Source organism: Streptomyces sp. NBC_01460 (genome assembly GCF_036227405.1).
In the GTDB taxonomy this organism is placed as follows: domain Bacteria; phylum Actinomycetota; class Actinomycetes; order Streptomycetales; family Streptomycetaceae; genus Streptomyces.
In genome coordinates this window covers 7,217,947-7,231,957 of sequence record NZ_CP109473.1, presented here as the reverse complement: position 1 = coordinate 7,231,957, position 14,011 = coordinate 7,217,947, and the positions used below count along the sequence as shown (strand labels likewise).

Annotated in this window: 16 protein-coding genes; 3 read left to right on the top strand and 13 right to left on the bottom strand. The window is 71.9% G+C overall.

What is annotated here, in order from left to right; genetic code table 11:
* Window positions 1-35 precede the first annotated feature (35 nt).
* The 4 genes from OG488_RS32560 to OG488_RS32545 all read right to left on the bottom strand — a co-directional run bounded on the left by OG488_RS32560 (window position 36) and on the right by OG488_RS32545 (window position 2,525).
* Entirely contained in the window at window positions 36-485 is a 450-nt protein-coding gene (locus tag OG488_RS32560) for a YchJ family protein (RefSeq protein WP_329235676.1), read from the bottom strand.
* Between the two features lie 69 nt (window positions 486-554).
* Window positions 555-1,364, bottom strand: coding sequence for an SAM-dependent methyltransferase (locus OG488_RS32555; protein WP_329235674.1), 810 nt, complete (start codon window positions 1,362-1,364; stop codon window positions 555-557).
* Between the two features lie 64 nt (window positions 1,365-1,428).
* Window positions 1,429-1,665, bottom strand: a complete 237-nt coding sequence (locus OG488_RS32550; protein WP_014049581.1) for a DUF397 domain-containing protein — start codon at window positions 1,663-1,665, stop codon at window positions 1,429-1,431.
* Complete coding sequence (locus tag OG488_RS32545) at window positions 1,665-2,525, bottom strand: helix-turn-helix domain-containing protein (protein ID WP_329235671.1); 861 nt, start codon at window positions 2,523-2,525, stop codon at window positions 1,665-1,667. Before OG488_RS32545 ends, OG488_RS32550 begins: the two co-directional genes overlap by 1 nt.
* A gap of 204 nt (window positions 2,526-2,729) precedes the next feature.
* On the opposite strand from OG488_RS32545, the gene OG488_RS32540 reads away from it, so the two are divergent.
* Both OG488_RS32540 and OG488_RS32535 read left to right on the top strand, forming a co-directional pair.
* Complete coding sequence (locus OG488_RS32540; RefSeq protein WP_329235669.1) at window positions 2,730-3,188, top strand: ATP-binding protein; 459 nt, start codon at window positions 2,730-2,732, stop codon at window positions 3,186-3,188.
* Window positions 3,182-3,622 (top strand): hypothetical protein, encoded by a 441-nt coding sequence (locus tag OG488_RS32535; protein ID WP_329235666.1) that lies wholly within the window; start codon window positions 3,182-3,184, stop codon window positions 3,620-3,622. Before OG488_RS32540 ends, OG488_RS32535 begins: the two co-directional genes overlap by 7 nt.
* A gap of 18 nt (window positions 3,623-3,640) precedes the next feature.
* Here OG488_RS32535 and OG488_RS32530 read toward each other — a convergent pair whose 3' ends face one another.
* The 8 genes from OG488_RS32530 to OG488_RS32495 form a co-directional block, all read right to left on the bottom strand.
* Window positions 3,641-4,987 carry a 6-phospho-beta-glucosidase gene (locus tag OG488_RS32530; RefSeq protein WP_329235665.1) on the bottom strand — a complete coding sequence of 449 codons (1,347 nt, stop codon included), beginning with the start codon at window positions 4,985-4,987 and terminating at the stop codon, window positions 3,641-3,643.
* Window positions 4,988-5,070: 83 nt separating this feature from the next.
* Window positions 5,071-6,588 carry a cytochrome P450 gene (locus OG488_RS32525; RefSeq protein ID WP_329235662.1) on the bottom strand — a complete coding sequence of 506 codons (1,518 nt, stop codon included), beginning with the start codon at window positions 6,586-6,588 and terminating at the stop codon, window positions 5,071-5,073.
* A gap of 81 nt (window positions 6,589-6,669) precedes the next feature.
* Window positions 6,670-7,284 carry a GTP-binding protein gene (locus OG488_RS32520; RefSeq protein WP_329235659.1) on the bottom strand — a complete coding sequence of 205 codons (615 nt, stop codon included), beginning with the start codon at window positions 7,282-7,284 and terminating at the stop codon, window positions 6,670-6,672.
* A complete protein-coding gene (locus tag OG488_RS32515) occupies window positions 7,265-7,633 on the bottom strand; it encodes a DUF742 domain-containing protein (protein WP_329235656.1) in 369 nt (122 codons plus the stop codon). Before OG488_RS32515 ends, OG488_RS32520 begins: the two co-directional genes overlap by 20 nt.
* Window positions 7,630-8,037 carry a roadblock/LC7 domain-containing protein gene (locus tag OG488_RS32510; protein WP_014049573.1) on the bottom strand — a complete coding sequence of 136 codons (408 nt, stop codon included), beginning with the start codon at window positions 8,035-8,037 and terminating at the stop codon, window positions 7,630-7,632. The genes OG488_RS32515 and OG488_RS32510 overlap by 4 nt, the downstream gene beginning before the upstream one ends.
* A complete protein-coding gene (locus OG488_RS32505) occupies window positions 8,034-9,713 on the bottom strand; it encodes a sensor histidine kinase (RefSeq protein WP_329235649.1) in 1,680 nt (559 codons plus the stop codon). The genes OG488_RS32510 and OG488_RS32505 overlap by 4 nt, the downstream gene beginning before the upstream one ends.
* Window positions 9,714-10,319: 606 nt before the next feature.
* Window positions 10,320-10,826 (bottom strand): MarR family winged helix-turn-helix transcriptional regulator, encoded by a 507-nt coding sequence (locus tag OG488_RS32500; RefSeq protein ID WP_329235646.1) that lies wholly within the window; start codon window positions 10,824-10,826, stop codon window positions 10,320-10,322.
* Complete coding sequence (locus OG488_RS32495; RefSeq protein ID WP_329235642.1) at window positions 10,823-12,526, bottom strand: FUSC family protein; 1,704 nt, start codon at window positions 12,524-12,526, stop codon at window positions 10,823-10,825. Before OG488_RS32495 ends, OG488_RS32500 begins: the two co-directional genes overlap by 4 nt.
* A gap of 142 nt (window positions 12,527-12,668) precedes the next feature.
* On the opposite strand from OG488_RS32495, the gene OG488_RS32490 reads away from it, so the two are divergent.
* Window positions 12,669-13,421, top strand: coding sequence for a VOC family protein (locus OG488_RS32490; RefSeq protein ID WP_329235639.1), 753 nt, complete (start codon window positions 12,669-12,671; stop codon window positions 13,419-13,421).
* A 10-nt stretch (window positions 13,422-13,431) separates the two neighbouring features.
* Here the strand turns inward: OG488_RS32490 and OG488_RS32485 are convergent, their stop codons facing one another.
* Complete coding sequence (locus OG488_RS32485) at window positions 13,432-13,899, bottom strand: MarR family winged helix-turn-helix transcriptional regulator (protein ID WP_329235635.1); 468 nt, start codon at window positions 13,897-13,899, stop codon at window positions 13,432-13,434.
* Between the last annotated feature and the right edge of the window lie 112 nt (window positions 13,900-14,011).

Below are 14,011 nucleotides of genomic sequence, written 5' to 3'. Positions count from 1 at the left end.
GCGGCCCCACCGGTCCGAGGCGCGTACAAGCGTTTTCAGTCGACGAAGACCGCGGCCTCGTACACCCACGCGCCGTGCTCACGGACGAACCGGCTCTTCTCGTGGAGTGCGTCGGGCCGGCCGTCGTCGGTGTAGTGGGCGCGGAAGGTGACCGTGCCGGTGGTGTGGAAGGCGCTGCCCTCGGTCGTCTCGAGGATCTCCAGGCCCGTCCAGCGCATGGCCGGGTCGAAGTCGACGGCCGGCGGGCGGGCATCGGGGTGCCAGGTGCGCAGCAGATAGGCGGCGTCCTGGACGACGAAGGCTGCGTACCGCGAGCGCATCAGCGCCTCGCACGTCGGGGCGGCAGCGGTGCCCGCGTGCATCCGGCCGCAGCAGTCCCCGTAGGCGGCCGGCAGACCGCACGGGCACGGTGACTCGGCGGTGATCCGCGGGGGCACCGCCTGCGGAGCGGCCGGCCGGCGGGGGTGTGAGGTGCGTCGTGACATGCGTCCATTGTGACCTGTGGGCGGATCCGCCCGGACGGGCGTCCCGCCGTACCCGCGGCCCGCAGCCGGTCAGCGCTTGCGCGCCACGCCCGCGTACCCGGGGATCGGCTCGTGGCCCGGTACGTCGATGACCTCGCCGAGCTCGGGGCGCCAGTCGGCGGAGAGCGAGACGCCGGGCTCGACGATCTCGAGGCCGTGGAAGAACGCGGTGAGCTCGGCGCGGGAGCGGGGCCGCAGGGTCATCCCCCGCGCCTTGTACATGGCCCGGGCCGCTGCCGCGCCCTCGGGGTCGAAGTCACCCGTGGTGTGCGAGAGGACGAGATAGCTGCCGGAGGGCAGCCGCTCCACCAGCCGGTCGACGAGCTCGCCGGCGCCGTCCTCGTCGTCCACGAAGTGCAGGAGGGCGAGGAGGGAGAGCGCGATCGGCCGGTCGAAGTCGAGGATCTTGCCGGCCGCCTCCAGGATCGCGTCCGGCTTCCGGGCGTCGGCCTGGATGTACTCGGTCGCGCCCTCGGGGGTGGAGCGCAGCAGCGCCGCCGCGTGGGCGAGCACGATCGGGTCGTTGTCGCAGTAGACGACGCGCGCGTCCGGGGCGGTCCGCTGAGCGATCTGGTGGAGGTTCGGCTCGGTGGGTATGCCCGAGCCGATGTCGAGGAACTGGCGCACGCCGTTCTCGGCGAGCCAGCGGGTCGCGCGGTGCATGAACGCGCGGTTGACCCGCGCCATGTCGCGGCCCCGGGCGTCCAGGGCGAGGAGTTGCTCGGCCATCTGTTCGTCGACCGGGTAGTTGTCCTTGCCACCGAGGAACCAGTCGTACATCCGTGCCGGATGCGGCTTGCTCGTGTCGATCTCGACGGCCTGGGGTTCCTGCCCGGTCATGACGCACTCCGTTGGTCGGTGAGATCGGCGAACAGCGTGTGGTGCGAGCGTATGTGGCGGTGTGTCAGGTGAGGAGGAAGTCGGCCTGTCCGGCCTTGGCACCCTGGATGAATGCGGCGATCTCGCCGTTGGAGTAGATGAGCGCCGGGCCGTCGGGGTCGGCGGACTGCCGGACCGCCACCCGGCCGTCGGCCAGCTTCATGGCCTCGATGCAGTTGCCCCCGTTACCACCGCTCCACGGCTTGTACCAGCCTTCGGTGCCGAGGTCGGCGGCCGGCATGCCGTTGTATATGTGGTTCATCACAGCTCCTTGCGGAAGTCCCTGAGGATTTCCTTCGTGCGTTGTGCAGTTGCGGCCTGAGCCGCCATTCGGTCCATGACCTCGAGGTAGGAGGCCACCTCGGGGCGCGCGTCGAAGTAGACGGCGCCGGTCAGGTACTCGGTGTAGACCATGTCGGGGAGCTCGGGGACCGCGAAGCGGAAGAGGACGAACGGACCGTAGGTGCCCGGGTGGTGGCCGGTCGCGAACTCCGCGATCTGCAACGTCACATTGGGCAGGTCGGTCGCTTCGAGGAGGCGGTCGACCTGGGCCCGCATGGCGTCGGGGCTGCCGACGGGGCGGCGCAGGACGGTCTCGTCCATCACCACCCACAGCTTCGGCGCCTCCGCCTTGGTGAGCAGGGACTGCCGTTCCATCCGGAGCGCGACATGCCGCTCGATGTCCGCGGGCCGGGTCTGCCCGACCGCGCCGGTGCGCAGGACGGAGCGCGCGTAGTCCTCGGTCTGCAGCAGGCCGGGGACGAAGTGCGGCTCGTAGGTGCGCAGGAGGCTCGCGGCGCCCTCCAGGCTGACGTACATGCTGAACCAGTCGGGCAGCACGTCGTGGAAACGCTGCCACCAGCCGGGCTTGTTGGCCTCCTCGGCGAGCTCGACGAAGGCGTCGGTCTCGTCGTCGGCGATGCCGTAGGCCTTGAGGAGGAGCTGGACGTACGGGATCTTCAGCCCGACCTCGGCGGTCTCCATCCTGCGTATGGTCCCCGGGGCGACACGGAGCACCTTCGCCGCCTGGTCCCGGCTCAGGCCGACGCGCTCCCGCAGATCCTGCAGACGCTTGCCGAGAACGACCTGACCCACGGTCGGGGCGGACCGCGGTTCGCTCACTTCAGACCTCCCGATGCGCTGTTGCGAGCAGTGTGCCATGCGCATGGCTCGAGGGACACAGTCACTCTGAATTTTTCAGAGTGCCTCTTGCCAAGTGTTCATGTCAGGGGGAGAGTTGGACACCGAACCAGTTCGCGTGATCGTGGCCACCCCGCCCAGGGGCGGCGCGAAGCGTGACACAGCCCCCACTGTGAGGAATCGGTCGTGGCACCTGGCAGTGCGCTCATCCCCCGGCTCATGGACCTCAGCCCCGGGACGGAAGCGCTCCGTTACTGCTTCGCGCTGCCGGCGCACCCCGAGTCGGTCGCCGGTGCCCGGCGCCTCACGCGCGCCCGGCTGGCGGACTGGGGGCTGACCGGGGACACCCACGACGCGGCGGTGCTGATCGTCTCCGAGCTGGTCACCAACGCGGTGGTGCACACGGCGAGCACACGGGTCGTCTCCGAACTGCGCTGCGACGGGGGCCGCCTGCGCATCTCCGTACAGGACCAGGGACATCAGCCCGGCGGCCCCCGGCTGTCGCTCACCGCCGAGGGGGAGCACGGGCGCGGACTGCTGCTCGTCGACTCCATGAGCACCGCCTGGGGGTCCCACGACGCGGGGAACCACTCGGGGCGCATCGTCTGGGCGGAGCTGCCGTACGGCCCGGAGCGGACATGCTGAGAAACGCCCTGTCCCACCTGCTCGGCGCGCGCCGGGCCCGCCCCGAGGAGGAGGACGGACCGCAGGGCCGGGTCCGGCTCCCGCTGCCGCCCGCGCTGTCGGCGAGCCTCGGCTGCGACGCGGTGGGGGTTCCCGCGCAGTACGGCTTCCGCCTGATGTCGCATCTGCCGCGCGCCGGCTGTGTGTTCGCCGACGCGGACCAGTGGTGGTGGATCGTCCCGTCCGGCTCCGACCTCGACCTGGACTGGCCGGAGCAGGCGTCGTACGCCGCCGGGGCCTACGTCCCCGCGGGCCGGCCCCGTCTGATCCACGCGCCGGAGAGCCGCACCCCGTACACGCCGCCCATCCCTCTCTTCCTCATGGTCTGCCAGGTCACCGGTGTCACGCCCTCCTGGGCCCCGTCCGGCAGGCCGAGGGCGGTACCCGCTCCCTGACGGGGCACCGCCTTCCGTTCACGGCCGGTCGAGATAGGCGAGCCCGGGGTGGACCCGGGTGTATCCCTCGACCAGCCGGCGGGCCACCGAGACCGAGTCGACCAGCGGATGCAGGGCGAAGGCCCGCACGGCCGCCGCCCGTGAGCCGCTCTCCGCCGCTTCGAGCACCTCCCGCTCCACGGCCTTGACCGCGGTGACCAGCCCGACCGCGTGGTACGGGAGCGGGTCGACGGCGACGGGGTGCGCGCCGTTGGCGTCGACCAGGCACGGCACCTCGATCACGGCGTCCTCGTCGAGCACCGCGAGGGTGCCCCGGTTGCGCACGTCGAGGATCAGCGAGGTGCGTTCGTCGCGGGCGACGGCCCGCATCAGGGCGAGGGCCACCTGCTCGTAGCCCCCGGACTCCAGGTCGCTCTCCTCGCGCTCCCCCGCTCCGGCCACGTCCCGGTTCTCCGCCATGTACGTCGCCTCGCGTTCGGCACGCGTACGGTCCCACGTGGCCAGGGGCGGGGCCGCCGGGTCCTTCATCCGGGCGTAGAAGCCCTCCTGCTGGTCACGGAGGAAGGCGCCCCGGGTCTGCTCGGCGTCCTGGTAGGCACGGACCGCTTCCCGGTTGAAGTAGTAGTAGTGCAGGTACTCGTTGGGGACCGAGCCGAGCGAGCGGAGCCAGTCGGGGCCGAAGAGCCTGCCCTCCTCGAACGAGCCGAGCAGCTCCGGGTCCGCGAGCAGCCGCGGGAGCTCGTCGCGGCCGCCGACCCAGAGGCCGCGGACCCAGCCGAGGTGGTTGAGCCCGACGTAGTCGATCCGGGCCCGGTCCGGGTCGGCGCCGAGGACCCGGGCGATGCGGCGGCCGAGGCCCACCGGGGAGTCGCAGATGCCGATGACCCGGTCGCCGAGGTGGCGCGCCATGGCCTCGGTGACCAGGCCCGCCGGGTTGGTGAAGTTGATGACCCACGCGTCGGGGGCGAGCCGGGCGATGCGCCGGGCGAGGGCCGTCGCGACGGGGACGGTGCGCAGCCCGAAGGCGATGCCGCCGGCCCCCACCGTCTCCTGGCCCAGGACGCCTTCGTCGAGAGCGACGCGCTCGTCCGCCGCCCGGCCCTCGAGACCGCCGACCCGGATCGCGGAGAAGACGAAATCCGCCCCCCGCAGGGCCTCGTCGAGATCACCGGTGGCGACGACGGCGGGCGCGTCGGGGACGCCGTCCGCCTGTTCCGCCAGGACCCGGGCGACAGCGGTGAGCCGGTCCGTGTCCGTGTCGTACAGGGTCACCCGGGAGACGCGGCCTTCGGCGTGGTCGCCGAGCAGCGCCCCGTACACGAGGGGGACCCGGAATCCGCCGCCCCCAAGAATTGTCAGCTTCACGCTGCTCGATGGTACGGGGCGGGAAGCCGGGTGCCCCGGACCCCGAGGGCCCGGGGCACCCGGAACGGCGTACGGAGCCGGTGTCAGTGGCCGCTCCACCACCGGACGACGGCCTTCCAGACCCTGGACGGCCCGCTCCGCTGCGCCGGGATGACGGCTCCCTCCCCCGGCGCCGGCACAGTGGTGCCGGCTCCGGCCGGGGCGTGGTTCGCCGGGGCCTGGGCGGGCCTCCGGTGAACGGCGGGCGACGACACCTCCCAGTCGGCACGGGAGCGGGCGTGGGACACCGCCGGCAGCGGCTCGGCGTCGATCTCCTGCTCCGCGGTGGGAGCGAAGCCCGCCGGCAGGTCCACCAGGTGCCGCGACATGAAGTTCCCCTCCCAGCTCAGGGCGCTCTCCTCGACCCCGAGCTCCAGGTCGGGCAGGCGCATCAGCAGGGCGTCGACGCCCACGTCGGCGATGGCACGGCCGATGTCCTGGCCGGGGCACTCGTGGGGGCCGCTGCTGAACGCCATGTGCGCGCGGTTGCCCTCCATGTTGACGGTGAGGTCGGGCCGTACCGCGGGGTCCGTGTTGGCCGGCGCGATGCCGACGATCAGGGCGTCCCCGGCCTTGATCTGCTGCCCGCCGAGCTCGGTGTCGCCCACGGCCCAGCGGCCCAGGACCGACGTGAACGGCGGCTCGTCCCACAGCGTCTGCTCGACCGCCTCGGGGACGGTCATGTGCCCGCCGCTGAGCCTGGCCCGGAACCGGGGGTCCGTGAGGACCATGCGCAGCACGTTGGCGATCAGGTTGGTGGTCGTCTCGTAGGCGACGACGAGGACCACCCGCAGGTGCTCGCTGACCTCCTTGTCGGTGAGGCCGGCGGGGTGTTCGACGAGCCAGGTGGCGAAGTCCTCGGCGGGCGCCACCCTGCGGCGCTGGACCAGCCGGTCGAGCGCGCCGATCACGTAGGCGTTGCTCGCCACGGCGGTCTCCGAGCCGCGCGTCATGTCGCGGGCGGCCTGGACCAGGCGGTCGTCGTACTCCTCCGGCATGCCGATGATCGCGCACATCACCATCATCGGGAGCCGCTCGGCGAACTGGCTGACCAGCTCGACGCGGCCGGTACGGCAGAAGTCGTTGACGAGCCGGTTGCTGTACCGGTTGATGTGGCGACGCACGCCGCGGGTGTCGATGCGCCCCATGCTGTCGGTGACCGCGCCGCGCAGCCTTTCGTGCTCGGCGCCCTCGGCGAACGAGCACACCGGCTGCCAGGTGAAGAGCGGGGCGAGCGGGTGGTCCGGCGCCACGCTGCCGTCCTGCAGGGCGCGCCAGCGTCGCGAGTCGCGGGAGAACTGCGAGGGGGTACGGGTCATGTGGAGGTTCTCGGCGTGCCCGAGCACCAGCCAGGCGGGCACGTCCTCGTGCAGCAGGACGGGGGCCACCGTGCCGTGTTCGGCACGCAGCTTCTCGTAGAGACCCGTGGGGTCCGCCTCGGCCTCGGCACCGTACAGCCGGCGCAGTCCGCCGGGGCCGATACCCATGCCGTGCGCGGGGCACTGCGGGGGCGGCACCGGTCCGGTGGCCGATCCGGGTTCGTGCTGGAAGGGGGTTGTCACAGTGGCTCCATGAAATCAAGACGTTCCGGGACCGGGCGCGTGGGGGACAAGGCCCGTTCACCGGCAGGGGGTGTGCCGTCGTCAGGTGAGCGGCACGGCAAGGCGGTGCAGGTAACGCATCAGGGTCATCAGCACATCGCGGCTGGACGCGCGCAGCCGGGCGTCGCAGTCGATCATCGGCACCTCGTCCGGCAGGTCCAGTGCGCTGCGCAGGGCCTCGACGGGGTGGTGCGGTGCGTCGGGGAAGGTGTTGACCGCGACGACGAACGGCACGCCGCGCTCCTCCAGCCTTCCGATGACGTCGAAGCTGACCTGGAGCCGACGGGTGTCGATGAGGACGACGGCCCCGAGCGCTCCTTCGAACAGTCCGTTCCACAGGAACCAGAAGCGTTCCTGGCCCGGGGTGCCGAACAGATAGAGGATCAGTTCCTCGCTGAGGCTGATCCGGCCGAAGTCCATGGCGACGGTGGTGGCGGTCTTGGTCTCCACACCCACCGTGTCGTCCACGCCGACACCGGCCTGGGTCATGGTCTCTTCGGTCGTCAGGGGCCGGATCTCGCTCACCGAGCCGACCATGGTCGTCTTGCCGACCCCGAACCCGCCGACGACGACGACCTTCACCGCGGCCGTGGCCGTGCTGGGAAGGACGTCCTCGGTGCGGGGGCCCGTGATCGTGTCAGAGCTTCTGAAGTCCATGCATCACCGCTTCGAGGAGGGACCGGTCCGGGAGCGCGGCGCGGACGATGGGCGCGCGCGATTCGATCAGTTCGGTCGCCAGGAGTTCTGTCAGGAGCGAGGTGACCACGCTGAAGGGCAGGCTCAGATAGGCCGAGATCTCGGCGACGGACAACGGTGCCTTGCAGAGCCGCAGGATCGCGGCCTGCTCGGGCTGGACCGTGGGCGACGGCTCGGCCTGCGCCACCACCATCGTGACGAGGTCGAGTGCCGCTCGTTCCCCGTCGGGCGCGCCGGTGATCACGTAGAGCCGTTCCGGGTCGCTCAACGCCGGTTCGGCCTTTCGGCGTTCTCGTCGGGGAGGACTCATCCGGCCTGCCCGTCATGGCGCGGAGGGCTCGTCAGGTGCGCGCCGATCCGCACGACCATGTCGCGCATGCGGGCGCCCACCAGCCCGGCGTCGACCGTCTCGCCGGCCAGGACCGCGAGGTAGGCGCCGGTGCCCGCCGCCATCAGGTAGAAGAACCCGCCGGTGACCTCGATGACGACGAGCTTCATCAGGCCGTCGCTGTACGGGATCTCGGTGGCGACGGCCGCGGCGAGGCTCTGCAGCCCCGCACAGGCGGCGGCCAGACGGTCGGCGACGTCGGGGTCACCGCCGTGCCGGGCGATGCGGAGGCCGTCGGCGGAGAGCACCACGATCTGGTGGATGCTCGGTACGTCGTCGGCCAGTTCCTTGAGCATCCAGTCCATGTTTCCCCGCTGCTGGATCACTTCTCGTCTCCCTTGTCCCACGCGTCGTCAGACTCCGAGTCGTTCCTGGGCTCCTTGGGCACACCGTTGACGGCCTGGGTGAAGGCCTCCAGCCAGAGACCGGGCGGTGGCGTGTCGCCTCCGCCGTGCCCGCCGTGCCCGCCGTGCCCGCCGTGCCCGTTGTGCCCGTTGCGTGCGGCGGGCTCCGCGGCCGGCGCCGACTGCTGCGGGAGGTTGTGCGAACCGAGGGGTGCGCGCCCCCTGCTGCGGCGCTGCGGGAGTCCGCCCTCGGTCCACTCGGTGACGACGATCTCGTCGTCGCCGCCACCCATCGCCGACGCCGCGGGCCCGGGCCGCGCGGCGGACGCCGCCGGAGCCGGGGCCTTGGCGGGGGCGGGGGCAGGGGCGGAGGACGCGAGCGACGGGACGGGCCCGGTCGCGTCGTGCCGCGCCTTGTGCTTGCCGCGGGGCGGCACGACGTGCTGCATCTGCGACATGTCGAGCGAGCTCTGCGGACGCGAGGTGGCGCCGATGCCGTGCGCGATGCCCGGTGCGGGGCCGGTGGTGATCATGTCGCGCGGCACGATGAGCACCGCGCGGACACCTCCGTAGGCGGACTGCCTCAGGGAGACCTGGAGTTGGTACATGCGGGCGAGCCGGCCGACCACGGCCATACCGAGGCGCGGGGACTCCCCGAGGTCGTTCATGTTGATGCCGGCCTGGGCCTGGGCGAGCATGTTCTCGGCCCGCACCCGGGCCTCCTCGCTGAGGCTGACGCCGCCGTCCTCGATCTCGATGGCGATGCCCGTCTGCACCTCGACCGCGGTGACGTGCACCCGGGTCTGGGGCGGCGAGTAGCGCGTCGCGTTGTCGAGGAGCTCGGCGCAGGCGTGGATGAGCGGTTCGACCGCGGTGCCGACGATGGCGACCTTCGCGATCGAGTGCAGGTCCACGCGCTGGTACTCGAGGATCCGGGACATCGCTCCGCGCAGCACGCTGAACAGCGGTACGGCCTTGGGCCACTGGCGGCTCGGGCGGGCACCGCCGAGTACGGCGATGGAGTCGGCGAGACGCCCGATCAGCGCCGTGCCGTGGTCGATGCGGAGCAGGTCGTCGAAGACGTCGGGGTTGCGGCCGTGGTGGTCCTCCATCTCCCGGAGCTCACTGGCCTGTCGGTGGACGATGGCCTGGACCCGGCGCGCGACGCTGACGAAGGCGCGCTGCGCGGAGTCACGCATGGCCTCCTCGTTGTCGATGATGTCGAGGACCTGGAGGACCAGTGCGCGTTGCGCCTTGGGGAGGTCGCGGTACGACTCGTCGGCGTCGACGACGTCGCGCATCACCTCCTGCGGCGAGTTGCTGGCGCGCAGCCGGCGGATGGCGGCGGGCAGGAGTTCCTTGCTGAGCCGCTCGGTCTCCTGGTCGTACGAGGCGATGCGCCGCTCCAGGAAGGCGATGCGCTGTTCGTACTCGGCTCGCTGGACGCGCATCGCCCGGCGCCGGCGGTTCAGCACGACGGTGAGCGCGGCGACCACGACTGTGGCGATCGCACCGCACCAGACGACTGCCGCCCGTGTGGCCCCGGTGAACGGCACGGCGCCGGCGGCCGTGGCACCGGCCATCAGCACGACGGGCAGGAGCGCGGCGCGGACTACGGGGACGTCTCTGTTGGTCGGCGGTGATTCAACACGGACCATCTAAACCCTCTGGCGGTTGATTCGGGAGGTATACGCACTTGCGCGGACAGGTATGAACAAGTGCCCTGATTCATCTCAACTCGACTTCACTGCGCGTGAGCCTAACCAGATCAGAACAGTGCCTCGGCATATTCGCCCAACCCCCTGCGCGAGCCCGTCGGCAGTAATACACTCGCCAGTTTTCGCACTCACCGCCGTCGAGCATGCGCAGGGAGTGACGACATGGGGAAATCAGGAGAAAGTAGACCTCCCTGTCCTGCTGTGCGGGACAGGGAGGAGCCGCACATGGCCACCAGGAGAGGCGGATTTCCAGCGAATACGCTGGATAACAGGAACATGTAAGCGAAAATCATCAACGCATACGAATACCCACGCACCTCAGAGCGGGACAAGGGCACATGCGATCGAATCGGATCGAAAGGAGCACATTCCAGAGCGACGGACGGATGTGCGAAGGCTCCGGCCCGGTCTTCACGGAGACTCCGCCCTCGCAACGCCGGGCTCCCGCATCCGGATGTCGCGGGCACCCTCGGCCCGCGACACCCTCACAGTCGGTGAGCTCCGCGGCCGCCGGGCCTATGGAAGCCCCACCACGCGGGCGGCTCGTCAGCGGCGGCCGCCGCCGAGCCTGCCCTCCAGCTGCACCAGCAGTTCGCCGAGCTGTCCGCTGAGCCCGCTGCGCGTCTCCTCGTCGAGCCCGGAGAGCACCGACCTCTCGTAGGCGAGCTGTTCGGGCAGCAGACGGTCGACCAGGGCCCGTCCGGCCTCCGTCAGCCCCACGTGGGCGACCCTGCGGTCCCTGTCGTCGCTGCGACGCCCGATCAGACCGGCCTCCTGCAGCACGCGCAGCCGCTTCGTGACGGCGGCTCCGGACGAGAAGGTCTCGCGGGCCAGCTCGCCCGGGGTGAGCTCACGGTCCGTGCGCCGCATCGCGCCGAGCAGATCGAACTCGGCACGGGTCAGACCGGCGGCCCGCAGGGGCGCGTCCTCCGCCTGCTGGAGGAGGGCCGCACAGCGGTTGATGCGGCCGATGAGCTCCATCGGTCCGGTGTCAAGACCCGGGTTGACGGCCTGCCACTGCCGTACCACCGAGGCCACGATGTCGTCGGTCACACCGCTCCGTTCGCCGGGGGCAGGGTGATCAGCCCCTGCCGTTGTGCTGTCGCCGCGAGCGTACGGTGTCCTGCCTGCTCAGTTGCGAGCAACTCTTCCTCGGGCAGGGCGCGCTGCCACCATTCGCCCGACGCGACGTCGCCGGCGTCGCGCAGCTCGACGAGGGCAGCCGTGAGCCGCCTGCGTGCCGCTTCGAGGGCCTGGGGGTCGGCGGCCGGGTCGGCGACCGACCGCTCCGCACTCTCGCGGGCGTCCCACGCCGCGGCGAGGGCCCGTTCCACGAGGCCGGACGCCCGGCGGTTGGTGACCGCGACCACGGCGAGGAGGCCCACCGCGACGCCCACGAGGGTGTCCAGGGCGCGGTCCGCAACGAGTTGCCCGGCGGGCTGGAACCCGCCGAACTCCAGGATCAGCAGGGCCATCGGGGTGACGGCGACGGAGCCGAGCCAGTAGTTGCGGGTGATCAAAGCCTCGGCGGCGAAGTTGAAGAGGAGGACGCACAGCACGAGGACGAGCGGGCTGACCCGGGCGAGCGGGATGACGGCCGCGAAGACCAGCACACCGAGAAGGTTGCCCACCGTCCGCTGCAGCCCCCGGCTCCACGAGAGGCTGAGATTGGGCTGGTAGACGGAGGCCGCGGTGACGACGGCCCAGTACGGGTGGCCGACACCGAGCGCCGAGGACACGTAGCCGGCGAGGGCGCAGCCGACGAGCGTACGGACGGCGACCGGCAGCACCGGGGAGCCGGGGGCGAGCGCGCACAGCAGCCTGCGCCGGGCTTCTCGACGCCCTCGCCGCATCCGCTGTCCGGCCCGTTCGGCGTCGATCCCGAAGAGCTGCTCGACCGTGCCGGGAACGGGCGGAGGGCCGGGGACGGGACCGCGGCCCCGGGTCCTCGCCGCCCATCCGCGCAGCTCCTCGGGGCCGGCGCCGCCGAGGTGCCCGCCGGCCGTGGTGGTGGCGAGGGCGCGCTCGGCGTGGACGACCAGCCGTTCGAGCGCTTGCCGTGCGGGGGTGGGGCGCCCGGCGGCCAGCAGGGACTGCCAGGCGCCCTGGACCGCCGCCGCCGCCGCGTGGCGGGTCCGGGGGCCGGGATCCGCCGCGTACGCCGCGGCGGCGTCGAGCGCGCGGGCGGTGGCGAGGCGCTCGGGCCCCTCCCTGCGCCGGAGGGCCGGGCCGGCGGTGACCAGCCAGGAGAAGGCACCCGCGGCCAGCATCAGGGCCATGTGGCCCGGTACCTGCCCGAGCTCCTGCGGGGCGAAGAGGGCGGCCGAGGTGACGAAGGCGAAGATCACGTTCCCGGGCGGGCCGATGCGGGTCGCGTCGCAGAAGGTCTTCTGCACGGCGGCGAGCAGGGCTCCGACGGCGATCAGCACGGCCGTCGAGCCGGTGAGCGAGGCGACGACCAGGGAGACGGCCAGCCCGGCCGCCATCCCGAGGATGACGCGGAGGACGGTGTGGGCCCGGCGGGCGTACGGCAGGTTGTGCCCGTACAGCGCGCAGAGCGATCCCGCCATCGTGTACATGACGAGGTCGAGGCGGTCGAGCGAGTACAGCAGGAGATTCGGGACGGCGGAGGCGACCACCACGCTCAGCGCGGGCTTGTACCAGATCTCCGCGGGGCTCTTCAGCCGCAGGACACCGGTGACCGGCAGTTTGTGGACGGATGACTTCCGGGGTCGTACGGCTGTATCACTCACTCATTTAGGTTAACAGGTGTTACACACGTAAAACATTTTCGCGCCGAGCGGCCGTCTCCGGTAGCAGCCGTCCACACGCGGCCCTAGCGTGCTGGACAGCGGCGCGGGAACGTCTCCGGCTGCCAGCCTCGGGAGGAAACGCATGAAGCTCACCGAACCGGTCCCCGGCGGCCCCTGCTGGGTCGAGCTCAGCACCTCGGACGTGCCGGCCGCCCGGGCGTACTACGCGGGGCTCTTCGGCTGGCGGTGCGAGACCGATCCGAGGCCCGAGGCGGGCGGATACACGACGGCGCGCGTCGACGAGGACGCCGTCGCGGCCCTCAGCCCCCTCTACCAGCCCGGCCGGCCGGCCGCCTGGACGGTCTCCTTCGCCGCCGAGGACGCGGATGCCTCGGCCGACGCGGTGCGTGACGCGGGCGGCACGGTGCTGATGGAGCCGATGGACATCTTCGACCAGGGAAGATTCGCCGTGGCGGCCGACCCGTCCGGCGCGGTGTTCTCCCTCTGGCAGGCGCGCGCCTTCCCCGGAGCGGGGCGCTTCAACAGTCCGGGCGCCCTGGGGTGGGTGGAGCTCCGCACCCCGGACCCGCAGGGCGCCCTCGCCTTCTACCCGGCCGCCCTCGGCTGGACCGCCGACATCCAGGAGCGCTTCACCCACTGGGGCGTGGACGGGGCCGACTTCGGCGGCCTGAAGGAGCAGGACGACGACGAACGGGCCGGGACGCCACCGCACTGGGTGCCCTACTTCGTGGTGTCCGACGCCGAGGCCACCGCGGCCCGGGCCCTGACCGCGGGCGGCGAGCCGATCACACCGCCGGCCCGCGTGCCGGGCGGGCCCTGGGTCGCCACGCTCCGCGACCCCCTGGGCGCGCGGTTCGGCATCCGCACGCCCTGACGGCGCCCGGTCACCGCCCCGAAGCCGGCCTGGCCTCCTCCGGCGCCCGGAAGGCCTCGGCGGCATCGGCCACCCGGTGCATCAGACCGAAGAGCGTCTGCTGCTCGTCCGGTGTGAGCGGGCCGAGGAAGACCTGGTTCATCCCGACCGTGCGCAGGGCGAGCCGCCGGTGGGTGCGCGCGCCCTCGTCCGTGAGGCGGAGCAGGAAGCGGCGCCCGTCGCCCGGGTCACGCACCTTGTCCAGCAGCTCCCTGCGCAGCAGCCGGGTGATCACCTCGGCGACGGTGGACCGGTCGAGGCCGACCCGCTCCCCCACCGTCCGCTGGTCGAGGCCCGGTTCGGCGGTCAGGGCGTTGAGGACGGCGAACTGGGGCGAGGTGATCTCCTGGGAGACCATCGTGTTCCAGAGCAGGTGGTGCGCCTGCTGGAGGCGCCGGGCCAGGTGCCCGGGGTGGGTGCTCAGGTCGACCGCCTGCACGGCACCGTCCTCTCTCCGTCGGCCGTAGGCCGCCTGCCACCTCGGCCGGACGGCCGAAGATACACAGTGTACTGAGGGTATTGACCACAACAGCAAGCCCTGGGTAGCTTCA

Excerpts from the sequence above, each read along its gene's own strand:
- OG488_RS32560 (WP_329235676.1), bottom strand. The coding sequence starts at position 485 with ATGTCACGACGCACCTCACACCCCCGCCGGCCGGCCGCTCCGCAGGCG.
- OG488_RS32555 (WP_329235674.1), bottom strand. The coding sequence starts at position 1,364 with ATGACCGGGCAGGAACCCCAGGCCGTCGAGATCGACACGAGCAAGCCG.
- OG488_RS32550 (WP_014049581.1), bottom strand. The coding sequence starts at position 1,665 with ATGAACCACATATACAACGGCATGCCGGCCGCCGACCTCGGCACCGAA.
- OG488_RS32535 (WP_329235666.1), top strand. The coding sequence starts at position 3,182 with ATGCTGAGAAACGCCCTGTCCCACCTGCTCGGCGCGCGCCGGGCCCGC.
- OG488_RS32520 (WP_329235659.1), bottom strand. The coding sequence starts at position 7,284 with ATGGACTTCAGAAGCTCTGACACGATCACGGGCCCCCGCACCGAGGAC.
- OG488_RS32515 (WP_329235656.1), bottom strand. The coding sequence starts at position 7,633 with ATGAGTCCTCCCCGACGAGAACGCCGAAAGGCCGAACCGGCGTTGAGC.
- OG488_RS32505 (WP_329235649.1), bottom strand. The coding sequence starts at position 9,713 with ATGGTCCGTGTTGAATCACCGCCGACCAACAGAGACGTCCCCGTAGTC.
- OG488_RS32490 (WP_329235639.1), top strand. The coding sequence starts at position 12,669 with ATGAAGCTCACCGAACCGGTCCCCGGCGGCCCCTGCTGGGTCGAGCTC.